The following is a 14,803-nucleotide window of genomic DNA, read 5'->3' as shown; positions in this document are numbered from 1 at the left end:
GCCGTCATCCCATCTACAATAAAAAATAAAAAAGCCAGCCGCTATAGCGGCTGGCTGGACAGGAGCAATCGCTGAAACAGGAAATCACATTTTCTCGCTAGCAGAGATGATCAATAAGTACAGCGACAGTGGAAGCAAAGGCTGTAATGCCGAGCCCGACAAAGGGATTTTGACCTTGGCTCACGGCAAATGAGGTAATGATGCCTGCACCGAGAGCGGCAATCATAAATGCACCTAACCAATCTTTCTGGGCGTTGTACATAGGGCGCAGCTAGAGAAAAACTGAACGACTGAGATCAAGCTATCACCACGCTCTAGCCTGCATAAAGTGAAGCGTACATTCTGTAATCAAGATTTAGGGTCAGAGATGTTTTGTTACAAATTCTCGGGGCTGCTTTAGACAGAGACGGCTCTAACGGCTTTGACTAATTGTTCTACTTTGGCAAGATTTTTGTCTCCAGGTGAGTTCTCTACACCACTTGAGAGGTCAATGCCATCGGGTGTGAGCAGTGATAGAGCTGTGGTGACATTGTCGGGGGTTAGTCCACCAGCTAAAAACCAAGGTTTTTCAGGCTGAAAAGTGCGCAAGGTTGGCCAATCTAGGGTGTGCCCAGTGCCGCCTAGCTGTTGTGGGTGATAGGCATCTAACAAAAATGTGTCGACGTGGGGGGCATACTCTTTCACCTGTAGTAGATCCTCTGGATTACGAATTCGCAATGCTTTGATTAGCTCTACGCCAGGGAGCATCTGCCGCATTTGTTGACAATCCTGCGGGGATTCTTGACCGTGGAGCTGCACGCCGCTTAGTTGCCCTGTTTCTACAGTTTGCCGAATGACGTCTAGGGGCGCATTGGCAAAAACGCCAAAACGGTCAATGTTAGGCAGAGCTTGGACAATGGTGCGAATGGTGTCAGATGACACGTAGCGCGGGGATATTTTGACGCAAATAAAGCCCAGGACCGAGACTCCCATATTTGAGATCGCAACGGCCTGGTCCGTTTGAGTTAGGCCACAGATTTTAATGCGCATAGATAATAATGATTCAAAAAGATTCGGATATCCAGTAACGCTATTGGTAAGCCCCATTATTAAAATGAAGGCAGTTCTTGGAATTTCACCAGCGTGTAGTCTATAAAGACAATTTAATAACCCTGTTCCTAGGATCTCTAGGCATATCAAAGGTATATCACTATGCAATCCGGTTGGCGCGTTGGCGCAATTTTCGGCATCCCCCTATTCGTTGATAATTCTTGGTTTTTTATTCTCCTACTAATGACATTTGCCTACGGAGGCGATTTACTGAATGATGGTTTTTCGTTTCCGGTAGCAGCGGTAGTGGGGTTAGGGATGGCACTGCTTTTGTTCGGTTCTGTGCTCCTCCATGAGCTTGGTCATAGTTTGGTAGCACGGCGACAGGGTATTCAAGTCAATTCGATCACCCTATTTTTGTTCGGTGGTATTGCCTCGATTGATAAGGAGTCAAAAACACCGGGTCAGGCATTTCAAGTTGCGATCGCAGGTCCGTTGGTCAGTTTTTTCCTATTCTTGCTGTTGAGCCTCATGGTTTTCATCCTGCCAGAGCAGACTGTGATATCTCAATCAGTAGGGACGATTGCCCAAATTAATCTCGTCTTGACACTCTTCAACTTGATTCCAGGTTTGCCCCTTGACGGTGGTCAAGTGCTCAAGGCCCTTGTTTGGAAAATCACGGGTAGCCGCGCACAAGGAGTACGCTGGGCCGCTCGGGTCGGTCAGTTATTGGGCTGGATGGCCATCACAATTGGTATTTACGGTTCCCTGGCAACTCGACAGATAGGATTCCTCTGGTTTGCCCTTTTGGGGTGGTTTGCGGTGCGTAATGCAGGGGCCTATAACCGAGTTAGTGATTTGCAAGATGCCATTACTAGTCTTAAGGCCAGGGACGCAAGCGTGCGTGAATTTAAGGTAATTGATGCCAATCTGACTTTACGGGCGTTTGCCGATCATCAGTTGCTCAATGAAGAAAAAAAGCCGATTGTGTATTTTGCCGCGTCTAATGGGCGTTATCGAGGCATGGTATCTCTGGATGATTTGCGTCAGATTGAACGCAGTCGCTGGGAAACAATGACCTTGGCAGAGATGGCTCATCCTCTGTTAGATGTGCCCCATGTCCGGGAAGAAACGCCTCTTTCTAAGGTGATTACAGACTTGGAAGAAAACGAGCTACGACGCATTACCGTGTTGTCCCCAGCCGATGCTGTTGCCGGTACTATTGACCGAGGAGATGTCGTGCGGGCACTGGCCAAACGCCTGAATTTCCCAATTTCAGAAGCCATTATTGATCGCATTAAAGAGGAAGGTGCGTATCCATCTGGGTTACAGTTGGCTGCAATTGCTAGAAATGCTGAATAGGGAATTGTTAAAAACGTTAACGCCTAGAAATACTGAGTTAGCAGCCTCAGCATTCTTCCTTAAGCCTGAATAGAGTCGTTTTCAGCGATTTGTACCATCTCAAAACAACTATCTATTGCTGTCTCAATTGGGCCACTGTATGGAGATTAGGCATCTAGACTAATGGTGTCTGGACCTAAACAACTTCAGTGATTTGTCCATTGGTGGCTAGGTCCAGTGGCAGCTAACGTATTGTCATAGTTGAAATGGTAAGGCATTGGGGTGTGGAGTGATAACAGTCATGCCCTGATCACAGGTTTTATGAAGCATTGGCTATATCGATTTGGGTGGCGACTGTTGCCTGGAGTTTTAGCGTCAGGATTAACGCTATTCGCTGCCCATGTTGGGATTTTTCAACCTTTAGAGCACAGTGTCTATCGCTTCTTATTTCAAGTGAGAGGTGAGCAACCGTGGGATGAACGGGTAGCGGTTATTGAAATTGATGAGGCAAGTTTGGCCACCATTGGTCAATTTCCTTGGCCCCGGCATTATTATGCTGACCTGTTAGAAACTCTGGCTCCTGCCGATGCTAGTGTTGTGGCTTTCGATATTTTGTTTGCTGAGTCTGCGGAAGACGATGCAGAGCTGGCCCTGGCTATGGAGCACCATGGCAATGTGGTAGTGGCTACTGCATGGGATAAGCAACGGGGAGTCATTGGTCCCAATGCCGATGTGATGGAGGGTGCGATCGCAACAGGCCATATCCATCATATTGCTGATACCGATGGCATTACCCGTACCTATTATCCAAAAGCCAACGGCACACCAGCATTGAGCGTTGCAGCTGTGCAGCATTATAGTCCAAGTCAAGCCCATGGGCTTGCAGCCTCTCATCAGAGCCTTTGGTTAAACTGGCTCGGGGGTACCCAAAATGCCCCTCGATATTCGTTTGCTGATGTCCTCAATGGGACTATTCCTGTCGATAGCTTTTCAGACAAAATTGTTTTTGTCGGATTCACAGGAGTGGGTCTGGACACCATGACGACGCCCTACAATCAAAATCCACCAGCGGCAGGCGTTTATCAGCATGTTGTTGCAGCTAATAACTTGTTGGCTCAAAATCACTTAAAGCCCTTTGTCGTACCTGTCATGGTGCTACTGGTTTTGCTTGGCCCAGGACTGGGTTACCAATTATTTTATCGGCGTTATCGAGTCCACCTTTTAGCAAATCTAATAATTGTTGTGACCTGGGGTAGTGCAGTGACTGTGGCCTTTCATCACAATTACTGGCTCCCGACCGTTGCACCTTTGGGTACCGTAGTAGCGACTAGTTTCTTTGTAAGATTGACCGAACGCTTACAAGGTAAGCTGAAATTATCACAGTTTGCAAATATTGATCGAACGCTTGTAAGGCAAGCTGAAACTATTACAGTTTGCGAGTGATGTTCGTCTTACTTCAGCTTACTTCAGCCGGAATCTATTGGATGTAGCTAATCACGGTGCATGATATTTGGCTTGAGCCCAAACGAAGGCCTGTTCTTGCTCTTGTGGTGAGAGCGGCTTTTTTTTGAACTGGATATCGAAAATGTTCTCAGCGGCGACCGTGAGTGCTCCAGCAACATCAATGCGGTGAATGTTGACTAGGTTAGGTGGCGGAGTCACAGGACTACCGAACACAGCTTGAACTAAATCCGGGTTGGGCATAAGTCTTATGGAGCCATGTTGCAAGATACAGCTATTACGATAAAGCTGAGCACTGCCAATAAGTTTATAACCATTATCCATAACCAAATCAGCTACAGTATTGCTACCAAAGCAATTGTGAGTTTTCTGATAGCCACGTTTGTTAGAGCCTAAGGATAGCGAAATTCCTAATTGTTTCCAGCCCTCAATTAGAAACTGACAGAGTTGAGCATAGATATCCCGTCGCCGCCCGCCATAGCCAGAAAGCACCAGGCTATAGGTTAGATCTCCCTGGTGTAGGACGGCCCTCCCACCGCTTGGTCGTCTTACGATGTCAAGGGCTTGGCCGTTCCACTTAAGTGTGTGCCAGTGGTCTGGATAATCACGCTGATGATAACCCAGAGAAATCGCAGCAGGCTTCCATGTGTAAAACCTTAAGCAAGGCAGCTCATACGCCAAACGATGCTGCTCCAATAACCACTCATCAATAGCCATTTGAGTGATGCCAGAGGTCTCTATGGGGTCAATGAGCCGCCATGTTGCTGTCATGGTTTTAACTGGCAGAAGGATATTTCTCCTTCAGAACATCATCCGTTTCGTCGGCGATTGTGGCGACAATCGTCATCAGTCGAGAGATTTCACCGGGATTAATATCGGCAAGAATCCGACTCGCTAAGACAAGGACTTCTTGGTTAGAAATTCCGAAGCAGGCCTCAAAGGTTTCACCACAGTTCTTTGCCAATAGCTCCTGCATCAGATCATTTTGGTTGGTTACAGGTAACTTCAAAAGGGGAGACCATACAGTTAGAGTATCTTCGTCTCCAGTGCCCGTAAGTTGGACATAAACAGTCACACTGCCATAGGTAAATTTCCAAAGATAGCCCTCATCATCACGACTAACCATGGCATTGCCCCCCTGGTCCAGGCTGGCAATGACAGTTTCAATCACATCCACATGGCTAGCTTGAAAGCTTTCAGTGCCAGCGCTGATGGTTTCACCAGCAGTTTCAACGTTCAGGGTACTCATGGGCTCCGCTTACTCCTAATAAATCACAATCGAGGGTGTGAGCATGACAAGCTGCTGTTAGTCAGCATATCGATAAAATAGAACATTCTCGGTAGATGTGAGTTCCTTCCGAAAAGATCCATCCCACTGTATCGTTGCTTTTCCTAGGGGAAGTCTTAGCAAGTTATTTTTTCAGATTTCTTTCTAGTAGTTAGAGAAAGCTGGCTGATGGCGAATGAGGCTTAAGAACTCTTCGCGTGTTTTCTGGTCATCTTGGAAGACACCAAGCATAGCGCTTGTCACTGTCCAAGAACCGGGCTTTTGCACCCCACGCATAGCCATACACATATGACTTGCTTCCATTACAATAGCCACACCCTGTGGTTCTAAGATTTCGCTGATGGCTTCAGCTACCTGACGTGTGAGGCGTTCCTGCACCTGTAGACGGCGAGAATACATCTCAACGATACGGGCTAATTTACTTAAACCAACTACCTTTTGATTAGGAATGTAAGCTACATGGGCCCGACCCATAAAGGGCAGCATATGGTGCTCGCACAGGCTAAAGAAGTTAATATCTCGCACCAAAACCATTTCATTGTGACCCTCGTCAAAAATGGCGTTATTGATGAGGGTTTCTAAGGATTGAGTATAGCCTTGGGTAAGAAAACGCATCGCTTCGGCTACCCGTTTGGGGGTTTTCAATAAGCCCTCACGCTCTGGATCTTCACCGAGCTCGGCCAGCATTGTATGCACGGCTTCCATTAGCTTTGTGTTGTCAGTGGAAGGCTCGTGCAGTAATGCATCGTGTCCTTTGGTTTTAGCACGATCAGGGCGGATGCTGGATTCCAATGATTGCCCGTTAATCAGACCATTCGTTGTAGAGCCTGTGGTGGAACCGTTAGTAGAAATAACCATGGTGTGGGTAACTTGAGTTCTAGATAGTGAGCAAAAGGATATTCGTGTAGGCAAGCGAAATGTGATCAAGTTAGCTTGCCTACTTTGAAATATTGGTTAGAGAATCACAGGGCTCCTCCACTTGGCATGATGGTCAGCTCTTCGACCACAGCCCCAGGAGGTAGGAGCGCAGTTTGTAGAATAGCGTTTGCAACTAACTCGGGAGTCAACATACCGGAGCGGTCGAAGTCGGCTTGCACAGTGTCGGTATCCCAAAGAGGCGTATTGACCGCTCCAGGCAAAATGGTCACTACCCGAATGCCATGATTTCTTTCTTCTACAGAAATAGCTTTAGATAGTGCTACAACGGCTGCTTTGCTAATGCCATAGGCACCCCATTCTGGGAAAGCTTGGCGTGCGGCAATTGAGGCCACATTAATAATCATGCCGCTTTTGCGATCGCGCATTCCCGGAAGTACAGCCTGAATGCATTGAAAGACGCTAGTGACATTTAGATCAAGGACGCGACACCAGTCATCTAAAGGCATTTGGTTGAGTTCTCCCGTGTAACCCATCCCGGCATTGTTAACTAGCACATCAACCGGGCCAAAGGCCTCTAATATATGCGTTACTTGTTCCTTGATTTGAGCAACTATGCTCAAATCTAAGGGAAAGCTTTGGGCCTTAACGGTTGCGGTCTCACCAATCTCGTCTTCTAAGGCCTTTAGCTTATCTGTTGAACGACTGACTAATGCTACATCAAAGTTAGCCTTAGCAAAGGCCAGCGCAGTAGCACGACCGATACCAGTACTAGCACCTGTAATCAATGCGCGACGGTTTGGGACAGTATTCATCAAGGGGCGTCAAGGATGCGTAGGCGTCAATGAAAAATCACTTAAGATTAATGTTAACAAATGTTGCGAACAATGTGGTGTTTTCAGACTATGAGATTTTATTGAAAGGAGTAAAAAATAGTCTTTATGAGGGTTGTATCCACATAACAACAACTTATCAGGCTCTCATTAATCTTTGATTTCATCAGAGGTGAGTACCTGCATAAAAGACTTGGACTATAATCTAGGGCGTATTGCCGTTAGGCTTGCCGCACCTGAGATGCCTATGGGATAGCCTTTGCTTCAAGCAACGCTAGCGCAATTACGTTGTGGGCAACGATTATGCAGCTTCAGAAAATACGCCAATCTGCCGAAACTTACGATAGCGTTCCTGTCGACGTTGCTCTGGTGAGATTTCCAGTAACGCTTCAAGATTCTCTAGCAGAGCTGTTTCTAATCCTTCAGCTGCCTTGATAGGATTAGCATGAGCACCACCAATCGGTTCAGGTAGTAGATGGTCCAAAATACCTAGGTTTTTCAAGTCCCAAGCTGTAATTTTGAGAGCTTCGGCTGCTTGTGATGCCCTAGATGCATCCTTCCACAAAATAGCGGCACAGGCTTCAGGACTAGCAACGGTGTAAACAGAATGCTCAAACATAATGAGACGGTCGCCAACACCGATGCCCAATGCCCCGCCAGAACCACCTTCTCCAATGACAGTGCAAATAATAGGACTATCTAGACGAAACATTTCGCGAAGATTGTAGGCAATAGCTTCGCCTTGACCTAGTTGCTCAGCTTCTAAACCAGCCCATGCTCCTGGCGTATCGATAAAGGTGAAAATCGGCATCTTAAAACGATTTGCATGTTCCATGAGTCGCATCGCTTTGCGGTAGCCTCCAGGAGATGCCATGCCAAAATTGCGGGCAACATTATCCTTTGTATCTCGGCCTTTTTGGTGGCCTAACATGACAACTGAGTGACCATGAAAACGAGCGATACCGCCTACTAAAGCAAGATCATCTTTTCCAGAGCGACGGTCACCATGCAGCTCAATCCATTCGTCCGAAATTGCTTGAATATAGTCTAAGGTGCTGGGTCTACGAGGATGACGTGCTACCTGAATACGCTGAGCTGGCGTCAGGCTAGTAAAAATCTCCTGGCGTAGTTGCTGGGCACGGGATTCTAGTTGTTGAATTTGTGCTGAAACGTCGACATCATTGTCTTCAGCCAAGGCCCTTATTTGTAATATGCGAGACTCTAGTTCAGCTAAAGGCTTTTCAAAGTCAAGCAAAATAGGCCTTCGTTCTGTTGTCGCCATAACAGTTTTAGGTACCTCCAGCAGTGATTCCACCCTATCGTAAACTGTCCCCTAAAATTTACTTATTGTCATAGCCAACTGGCATGAACTGTAAATAACAGGGGGATTTAAGTTGTTAGCAAGGGGCGAAACCCATGTTTGATAGAGGCTGAACCAATTTGCTCCATTTTCTCAAGCGTAATTTGATTTCTCCCCCAAGAGAAGTTAGTGTGCCACTTTTCAAATTCCAACAACATGGATTCAGCAAAGCAAGCAAACAACTGTCGAGCCGGTACATCCATAGCGACGATGTGCATAATTCGCCAATCAATGTCTAGGCTATGTTCAACAATACCGCCCTTGAGAACATGGACTTCAGGATTGCTAAAATGGCTGTCAATATTCTTTGGATAACCGCCATCTACCATCAAACAGGGCTGCTTTAATGTGTTTGGGTCGATGTCGACGCCCTTGGGCATACTAGCCACCCAAACCACTACGTCTGCTTGGGGTAGGGCATCCTCTAGGCTCATAATTTTACCCATACCAATCTCGTCCTTAAGATTGTCTAGACGCTCTCGATTACGAGCGATGAGTAATAAATCTTTAACCCCTGTCTTTTCGCTAAGCCAGCGGCATACAGCACTGCCAATGTCTCCCGTGGCTCCACATACAGCAACGGTTGCATTTGACAAATCGATGTTGTATTTCGGAGCTGCCTGCTCCACCTGCTTACAAATGATGTAAGCGGTGTGCGTATTCCCAGTGGTAAAACGCCGAAAGTCAAGCTCTAAGTTACGAATGCGCCGGATTTGCTCTAGCTTGAAATTTTCAAAAATGATTGAAGAAAACCCACCCAAGGCAGTGATATTAATGCCTTGCTTCTGGGCGTGGGCCATCGCATTCAAGATCTTTCGAGTCGCTGCCTTAATTCGTCGCGTTGCCAGCATTTCTGGTAGAAAGCAGGACTCTACGTAGCGTCCTTCAATAACTTGACCAGTGGCACTGGTGACCTTAATGTCCTCAACTACAAATGGAGGCGCACTACACCAAAAATCCAAGCCCTGGCTGCCATATTCTGGATATCCCAAATCTCGGGCAACCGATTGGGCGTGTTCTAAGTTGGTCAGGTGTCCAATTAAGCCAAACATGTGGGACGCTTCTATTAAAAAAATAATCTTAGAAAATCAGACTACAACAAAACGTTACAGTCTTGCTGTTCGCTGCAACCTAATCACTATCCACACCAAAAAGAGGCTGATCGCATGATCAGCCTCTTTCAATATCTAATACAACATTATGCTTCTAATACAACATTATGCTGTCGCTAGACCTTGAGCAGAAAGCCGCATGACGTCACGACTACTGAAACCAATATTACCTAAGGCTTCACCATAGGTAATCATGAAGTCTTCAACTAGGGCATCTTTTTCCATGCCTAGTATAGCAGCGTCATCAGCCACTTGATTTAGCATTTGCCAAACCAAAGGCAGGTTTTGACGATTGGCCTCCTCTAACTCCTCCTTCGCGGAGTCAAAATTAGCTTTAAGCCACTCTTCACCAAAGTTGAGGTGCATGTATTCATCTTTGACTACACCTTCGGTGATCTTTCGAGCAAAGTCGTCTGCAACTGGAATATAGATGTTGTACGCTGAGATGGCAAAGGTCTCAATAATTAAAGACTGAATTAACAAACAAGTTACGATTTTGCCTTCGTCCTGGGCCTGCTTAAAGTTATCATGAAGCTTAGCAAAGAACTCTTTTGCAAACTTCATGTCAGGGGTCACATTTAAATTCTTGCCACAAGCTTGAAAGCCTTTCATGTGACGTTTTTCCATGCGAGCGAGCTTAATCAACTCATCTTTATGATCACTGAGGTGTTCAGCTAACGTCTGGTAGTTATCGTTAGCTTCCCATTCCCCTTCGATTACGATTGCGTTAATGCGACTATACGCATCTTTATACGCTTCACTTTGGAAGTCGAGCGCTAGGCTGGCCTCAAGCTGCGGCATATCTGTCCAATTCCTGCTTACAATAACCACTCGCTGTCCATATCTAAGCTATGGCATAGCACAGTGGCTGTGGTTAACTTAAATATTGACACCTGTTTTCACACTTTACACCCTATCAGGAGAGTAGATATGTTTGCCGATAGGCCCAAAGTGTCTCAACTCTTTTTGTTTGCAAGTGTTCCAGGATAATCTATTTAGAATTTTTATCTATTAGATTGATATTGCTTCAAGTGATGGACCTGTCTGGTTAGAAAGCTGACATATGATTTGGGAAATGGCTCATCAGCTAGTGTTTCAATCGTTGGACCGTCGGTCATAGTACATCTGTTGGTATGTTGTGCCTACTCGATGTCTTCCAGCACTTTTAGCCGTATGGCTTTCGTTGAAGGGCTATTAGCGCTACCCAATTGGATTTCAATAATTTCATTGGTTAGGGGAGTTAGTCCACTCAGGAGGGCGCGCAAATTAGGTGTACTTTCGCCACTATCGACATAAACACGCTCCGCTAGCTTATTGATGCGTCGCCACGCGGTGTAGAGTTTGGCGGCTGCCTGTTCTAGCTGAGTGGCTTGGTTGACCAAATCTGCCGTGGAGTTTAAACAGCCTACTCGTAATGCTTCTTCCAGTGCTTGTTCTAAATTCACAACATCTGGATCAATGGTCTGTACCTGACTAGCTGCAGCAATGTACTTAGATAAATAGCGGGCTTCAGATGTAATTTGCTTGAGAGTATCTACGTCTGGATTTTGGGCAGCTTCGGTGCGTAGCGTTTCTTGATGGCTCGGGGGCAGTTTTTCCATCTCCTTGACCAAGGGGGTGAGATATCGAGTCGGGATGGTGTTGTTTGCTGCTTTTTCACGGACTGTTTCAGGAATTAAATCGGAGGTCATTGCTGTCCATTCATCGGCTAGCTGTTTGACTTCTTTGCGAGTAATTTGCTCTCCACGACGAGCGGCTTCGGTGACCATTTGTTGCACTTCTGGCGCAGCTTGGGCCGTTTCCACAAAGGCTCGCTTGCTAAATTGGTTGACAGACTGTTCATTTAGTAAGCCTTCTTTAAGTAGTTCGTCGGCACTATTACCCAGCTCAATTAGGGCATAAGCTTGGCTCTTGCTAATTTCTCGATCTTTTAGCCAATTTAAAAATCCGGTGCCACGACCATCGCCCCCCTGTTTTTCACGATCGCGAACGGCTCTAAGAATTCGACCACGCCAAATATCAGTCTGCAAATCAAAGCGATCGCAAACTTGCCAAGCGATATCGATTTGGTAACTGAAATCCTGATCAGGAATACTAGTGTCGCTAGGGTCGGGAATTTTAAAGTCGAGCGTTACATCTTGGTCTGTACCACCTTTAGTGATGTCGGCCACAAAATCGGCTGCTCCAACCATTGAATTTCTCTATCCCGCAGGCCTATTTGACAGGCTTATTATGTTACAGCTGTAGGACCCAGCGCACAAACAATAGTGACAAGGTGGCTGCTCCTAATACAAGGGTCAATAGTCCTGCAATCAATATAATTGCGAATAACTTATCTGTTTTGCGGCTAGGAATGGGATTTCGAATATGCCGTTCTAGCAGATCGACATTGCGCGCATTGGCTTTCCAGACCACGTCAAAGAAATCTCCAATCATGGGCACTGTGCCCATGAGAACCTCCGTCAGGATGTTTAAGCCCATGCGACCTAGGGTCGCTGCAGGGACCCCTAGGCGAGCGGCTTCTATGACGACATAAATAGAGATCAGCCCTGCCATTAAATCTCCACCACCGGGCAGAAGACCGATAAGAGGGTCTAGACCTACTCGATAGCCTATACCTGGGATTGCGATCGCATTATCTAAAACATGACTCAGGCCACGTAGCCGTTGCAGTGTCTGATGAGAATTACGGTCTACTAGGGGTGGGGAGCCGTCAGAAAGGGGCATAGGAGTAACCTTACGTGCAAGCCATAAAGATGACTATATTCATTAGCGCGAAGGGCAGCATAACTCAATAAAAAACTGAGATTTTGTGTGGAAAATTGACGGAGCGTTAGCTTCAGTAATCAAGCTGGCTAATGAACGTTACAAGCTGGCTTGGCAACACAATGAAATCATCACTTGGGGCATAATGTCACCAATTCAATAATCCGTCTCTTTTGCAATCATGAAGCAATCTAGGAAAATTTTACGCCGTGCTTTGCTTATTCCTACCACATTGGTCACGTTTGGGATGATGAATGCTGCTGGCGCTGTGGCTCAAATTTATAACCCCATCGAAATAGCGGGAGGACGTGAAATTAGCGATACGCTTTCTGAAAACGATATCCCTACTGGAGTAGGTGGGTTTGCTAGGGATTACAGCGTTGAGCTGTTTGAAGGTGACCAGATCACTATCGATGTTATTTCGGAAGAGTTCGATACACTGGTTAGCCTTATAGGAGATGACGGTACCACTGTCAGTGAAAACGACGATGGTCCAGATGGTTCGACTAACTCATTGCTGTTTGCACGCATTTCTAAATCTGGTCAGTACACTGTAAGGGTCAGGTCCTATGCTGGCCAGGGTGCAGGAGCATTTTCCTTAAAACTTGCCCGTCTACGTGAGATTGAAGAATAATCCATTAAACCAGAGGGTTTCAGAGCCCTTTAACCCTTTGGCTTTAGGTTCTTCAGAGCATCTGATGAGGTGACATAGCAGCTAGAACAAAAAATATCCTAAGTTTTAGCTTGCTAAGGGTTCCACTCTTTTGCTAACTTGTTTAGGCGCGCAAGCAAAGGCAGAAATGCCTCATGTTGCCGGGATAGCTCAGTTGGTAGAGCAGTGGACTGAAAATCCTCGTGTCGGCGGTTCAAGTCCGCCTCCTGGCATTGCCGGTACAATTCCGGTGTATGTGGTAGAGGGTCGTTGCCCGAGTGGTTAATGGGGGCGGACTGTAAATCCGCTGGCTACGCCTACGTTGGTTCGAATCCAACACGGCCCACCACATAGTCTTTTTGCCTTCATAGCTCAGCGGTAGAGCACTCCCTTGGTAAGGGAGAGGTCACGAGTTCAATTCTCGTTGAAGGCTTACGCTATATAGCTTTCAGCCTTTATGAACGAATCAGAGATCGTTGATAACTTTAGTGTTGTGAGAGTAGCGAACTCCAGTGACTTTCCTGGTGTGGGTGAAGTTGTGATGGGGTATCAGTCAGCACAGATTATCGAATCCATCAAAAATGACCCTAAGCAAGTTAGGCGCTGGGCCTCTGGCGTTCCTTGCCAGGTTCTAACCCCTGGTGGTCAGTGGACGAAAGGAACGGTTAAGTTCGTCATGCAATTCACGCCTACCGAACAGCCGTCTGATCAAACCGATGTCCAGTAGGGCTGCCAATCGCCCCAGGCAATTAGAACGCCCTCGAACGGCATCCGATCTTTAAAGAAGTCTGCCAGCTCATCAAATGAGCTAAACCCGTCTGCGATCGCAAACTGCTCTTCTTGATTGGGGTGCGATCGCAAACTGCTTTTTAAAGTTGTAGGCCACCATCTCAACCAACCTCCAGGCTTAACTGACCCGACCTTTCGAGCTTCAGCTGCTTTTTGACAAACATGGATGACGGCTGCAAATCATACCGACAATGGCATGGAGCACAGAGCGCTTTGAGGTTGGCGCGAACGCAATTTTCAGGCTGGTGGTCTAGATGAGCCACGGTAAGCGTAAACCGCATTTAAAATTAGTGCCAAGCAATTCGTAAGAACGCGGCATTAATCATCCTCTGAACCCTGTAAACAATATGCATAGTGGTTACGCATTCTTAGATTTTTCAATATCTCTATAAGGATTACCTGACAACCTACGCTTGCAATTAGCATTCCATGAGAATAAATACCCCATCGACCATTTGAAAGGTTTCTGGTATAGAAATGCATGGTATTCATTTTCGGCAAGATTCAAATCAATTAAGCTACATTTGAAATTGCCCAATTGAACACGTATGTTTACGTTATGAATTCTAAAGAAAATCTGTAATTTTAAAACTAAAGGAAACCACTGCCTAGGCTTTTGTCTGGCAGTTATGAACAGGATATTCTGAGCACTGTGAAAGTTTTCAGTGTTTAGTATGTCAAACTTCAAGGCATGATAAACACTGGCAACAAACTCTGAAAAAAGTCACAATTTTTTTTCAGGAGTACATCAGAGTCTAATAGATTAAATTTAGCTAATAACCTAATAAAAGACTTGGGTTGTAATCAGAATCTTGACTTGAAAATTGACTATATTAGTGTTAATTGAAAACACGATTATGTATGTTTTCTTGAAGGCTTTGCAGCTCAGAATAAAGCCAGCTGACCTTTGCGTTCTAGGGCTGCTTTCGCCTTTAAAAATCTTGCCGTAGGCGTGTTGTCATATCTGCAATGACATACGGAACATAGAGCTTTAAGGTTGCTGAGATCGCAATCCTCGGGACGATGGTTAAGGTGTGCCACCGTTAAGATGAAGCGCCCAGGCTTCTCGATTTCAACGTCGCCAAACTCCTCAGAGTCAACCGTTTCATACCAATCGTTCAGCCAGGCAGATGGCAGGCGGTCAAACAATTCATGTTCACTCTCCCCAGGCTTACGGCAGGGCCTGCCACAGTTGGTACAAGTCCAACCAGCCTCATTTTTTATTTTTTGTGCAATCTCATTCCAGTTATCGGGATACAAGCGTCTATCCATCGGCATGTTCAAAAGTCTCCACTT

Annotated in this window: 17 protein-coding genes and 3 tRNA genes; 7 read left to right on the top strand and 13 right to left on the bottom strand. The window is 46.1% G+C overall.

Annotated elements, in window-relative coordinates:
- Nucleotides 1–97: 97 nt before the first annotated feature.
- Together SPB21_RS22800 and SPB21_RS22795 are read right to left on the bottom strand one after the other, a co-directional pair.
- A complete protein-coding gene (locus SPB21_RS22800) occupies nucleotides 98–262 on the bottom strand; it encodes a hypothetical protein (RefSeq protein ID WP_006516763.1) in 165 nt (54 codons plus the stop codon).
- Between the two features lie 134 nt (nucleotides 263–396).
- Nucleotides 397–1,029 (bottom strand): phosphoribosylanthranilate isomerase, encoded by a 633-nt coding sequence (locus SPB21_RS22795; RefSeq protein WP_499867791.1) that lies wholly within the window; start codon nucleotides 1,027–1,029, stop codon nucleotides 397–399.
- A 162-nt stretch (nucleotides 1,030–1,191) separates the two neighbouring features.
- Here SPB21_RS22795 and SPB21_RS22790 point away from each other — a divergent pair, with 162 nt between their 5' ends.
- Together SPB21_RS22790 and SPB21_RS22785 are read left to right on the top strand one after the other, a co-directional pair.
- Nucleotides 1,192–2,391: a site-2 protease family protein gene (locus SPB21_RS22790; protein WP_163668209.1), complete on the top strand. Its 1,200-nt coding sequence runs from the start codon at nucleotides 1,192–1,194 to the stop codon at nucleotides 2,389–2,391.
- A gap of 300 nt (nucleotides 2,392–2,691) precedes the next feature.
- The gene (locus tag SPB21_RS22785; protein WP_163668212.1) at nucleotides 2,692–3,813 is read left to right on the top strand and encodes a CHASE2 domain-containing protein; all 1,122 of its coding nucleotides are present in this window, start codon (nucleotides 2,692–2,694) and stop codon (nucleotides 3,811–3,813) included.
- Nucleotides 3,814–3,864: 51 nt separating this feature from the next.
- Here the strand turns inward: SPB21_RS22785 and SPB21_RS22780 are convergent, their stop codons facing one another.
- The 9 genes from SPB21_RS22780 to SPB21_RS22740 form a co-directional block, all read right to left on the bottom strand.
- Nucleotides 3,865–4,602, bottom strand: a complete 738-nt coding sequence (locus SPB21_RS22780; protein ID WP_499061004.1) for a lipoyl protein ligase domain-containing protein — start codon at nucleotides 4,600–4,602, stop codon at nucleotides 3,865–3,867.
- A 4-nt stretch (nucleotides 4,603–4,606) separates the two neighbouring features.
- Nucleotides 4,607–5,080, bottom strand: a complete 474-nt coding sequence (locus SPB21_RS22775) for a YbjN domain-containing protein (RefSeq protein WP_163668217.1) — start codon at nucleotides 5,078–5,080, stop codon at nucleotides 4,607–4,609.
- 183 nt (nucleotides 5,081–5,263) lie between these two features.
- Complete coding sequence (gene folE, locus SPB21_RS22770; protein ID WP_163668219.1) at nucleotides 5,264–5,977, bottom strand: GTP cyclohydrolase I FolE; 714 nt, start codon at nucleotides 5,975–5,977, stop codon at nucleotides 5,264–5,266.
- A 104-nt stretch (nucleotides 5,978–6,081) separates the two neighbouring features.
- Nucleotides 6,082–6,810, bottom strand: a complete 729-nt coding sequence (locus tag SPB21_RS22765) for an SDR family oxidoreductase (protein WP_163668222.1) — start codon at nucleotides 6,808–6,810, stop codon at nucleotides 6,082–6,084.
- 319 nt (nucleotides 6,811–7,129) lie between these two features.
- Complete coding sequence (locus SPB21_RS22760; RefSeq protein ID WP_006516754.1) at nucleotides 7,130–8,110, bottom strand: acetyl-CoA carboxylase carboxyltransferase subunit alpha; 981 nt, start codon at nucleotides 8,108–8,110, stop codon at nucleotides 7,130–7,132.
- A 107-nt stretch (nucleotides 8,111–8,217) separates the two neighbouring features.
- Nucleotides 8,218–9,240 (bottom strand): long-chain acyl-[acyl-carrier-protein] reductase, encoded by a 1,023-nt coding sequence (locus SPB21_RS22755; protein ID WP_163668224.1) that lies wholly within the window; start codon nucleotides 9,238–9,240, stop codon nucleotides 8,218–8,220.
- A gap of 165 nt (nucleotides 9,241–9,405) precedes the next feature.
- Nucleotides 9,406–10,101: an aldehyde oxygenase (deformylating) gene (locus SPB21_RS22750; protein ID WP_163668226.1), complete on the bottom strand. Its 696-nt coding sequence runs from the start codon at nucleotides 10,099–10,101 to the stop codon at nucleotides 9,406–9,408.
- 341 nt (nucleotides 10,102–10,442) lie between these two features.
- Nucleotides 10,443–11,492 (bottom strand): hypothetical protein, encoded by a 1,050-nt coding sequence (locus tag SPB21_RS22745; RefSeq protein WP_250565097.1) that lies wholly within the window; start codon nucleotides 11,490–11,492, stop codon nucleotides 10,443–10,445.
- Nucleotides 11,493–11,535: 43 nt separating this feature from the next.
- On the bottom strand, nucleotides 11,536–12,027 hold the full coding sequence (locus SPB21_RS22740; protein WP_163702841.1) for a DUF4112 domain-containing protein: 492 nt from the start codon (nucleotides 12,025–12,027) through the stop codon (nucleotides 11,536–11,538).
- Nucleotides 12,028–12,247: 220 nt separating this feature from the next.
- On the opposite strand from SPB21_RS22740, the gene SPB21_RS22735 reads away from it, so the two are divergent.
- The 5 genes from SPB21_RS22735 to SPB21_RS22715 all read left to right on the top strand — a co-directional run bounded on the left by SPB21_RS22735 (nucleotide 12,248) and on the right by SPB21_RS22715 (nucleotide 13,445).
- On the top strand, nucleotides 12,248–12,700 hold the full coding sequence (locus SPB21_RS22735; protein ID WP_006516749.1) for a PPC domain-containing protein: 453 nt from the start codon (nucleotides 12,248–12,250) through the stop codon (nucleotides 12,698–12,700).
- A gap of 178 nt (nucleotides 12,701–12,878) precedes the next feature.
- A tRNA-Phe gene (locus SPB21_RS22730) sits at nucleotides 12,879–12,951 on the top strand.
- 31 nt (nucleotides 12,952–12,982) lie between these two features.
- Nucleotides 12,983–13,067: transfer RNA gene (locus SPB21_RS22725), tRNA-Tyr, on the top strand.
- 12 nt (nucleotides 13,068–13,079) lie between these two features.
- Nucleotides 13,080–13,151 (top strand) — tRNA-Thr (locus SPB21_RS22720).
- A gap of 24 nt (nucleotides 13,152–13,175) precedes the next feature.
- Nucleotides 13,176–13,445: a hypothetical protein gene (locus SPB21_RS22715; protein ID WP_499867790.1), complete on the top strand. Its 270-nt coding sequence runs from the start codon at nucleotides 13,176–13,178 to the stop codon at nucleotides 13,443–13,445.
- Here SPB21_RS22715 and SPB21_RS22710 read toward each other — a convergent pair.
- Nucleotides 13,427–13,612, bottom strand: coding sequence for a hypothetical protein (locus SPB21_RS22710; protein ID WP_499867789.1), 186 nt, complete (start codon nucleotides 13,610–13,612; stop codon nucleotides 13,427–13,429). The two genes, SPB21_RS22715 and SPB21_RS22710, sit on opposite strands and share 19 nt — an antisense overlap.
- A gap of 780 nt (nucleotides 13,613–14,392) precedes the next feature.
- Nucleotides 14,393–14,785, bottom strand: coding sequence for an HNH endonuclease (locus SPB21_RS22705; RefSeq protein ID WP_499867788.1), 393 nt, complete (start codon nucleotides 14,783–14,785; stop codon nucleotides 14,393–14,395).
- Nucleotides 14,786–14,803 lie beyond the last annotated feature (18 nt).

Source organism: Leptothoe sp. ISB3NOV94-8A, from assembly GCF_043421595.1.
Classification (GTDB): Bacteria; Cyanobacteriota; Cyanobacteriia; order Phormidesmidales; family Phormidesmidaceae; genus Leptothoe; species Leptothoe turfae.
Note: the sequence above shows the minus strand (reverse complement) of the source record. Positions and strands in the feature narration are given on the sequence as shown.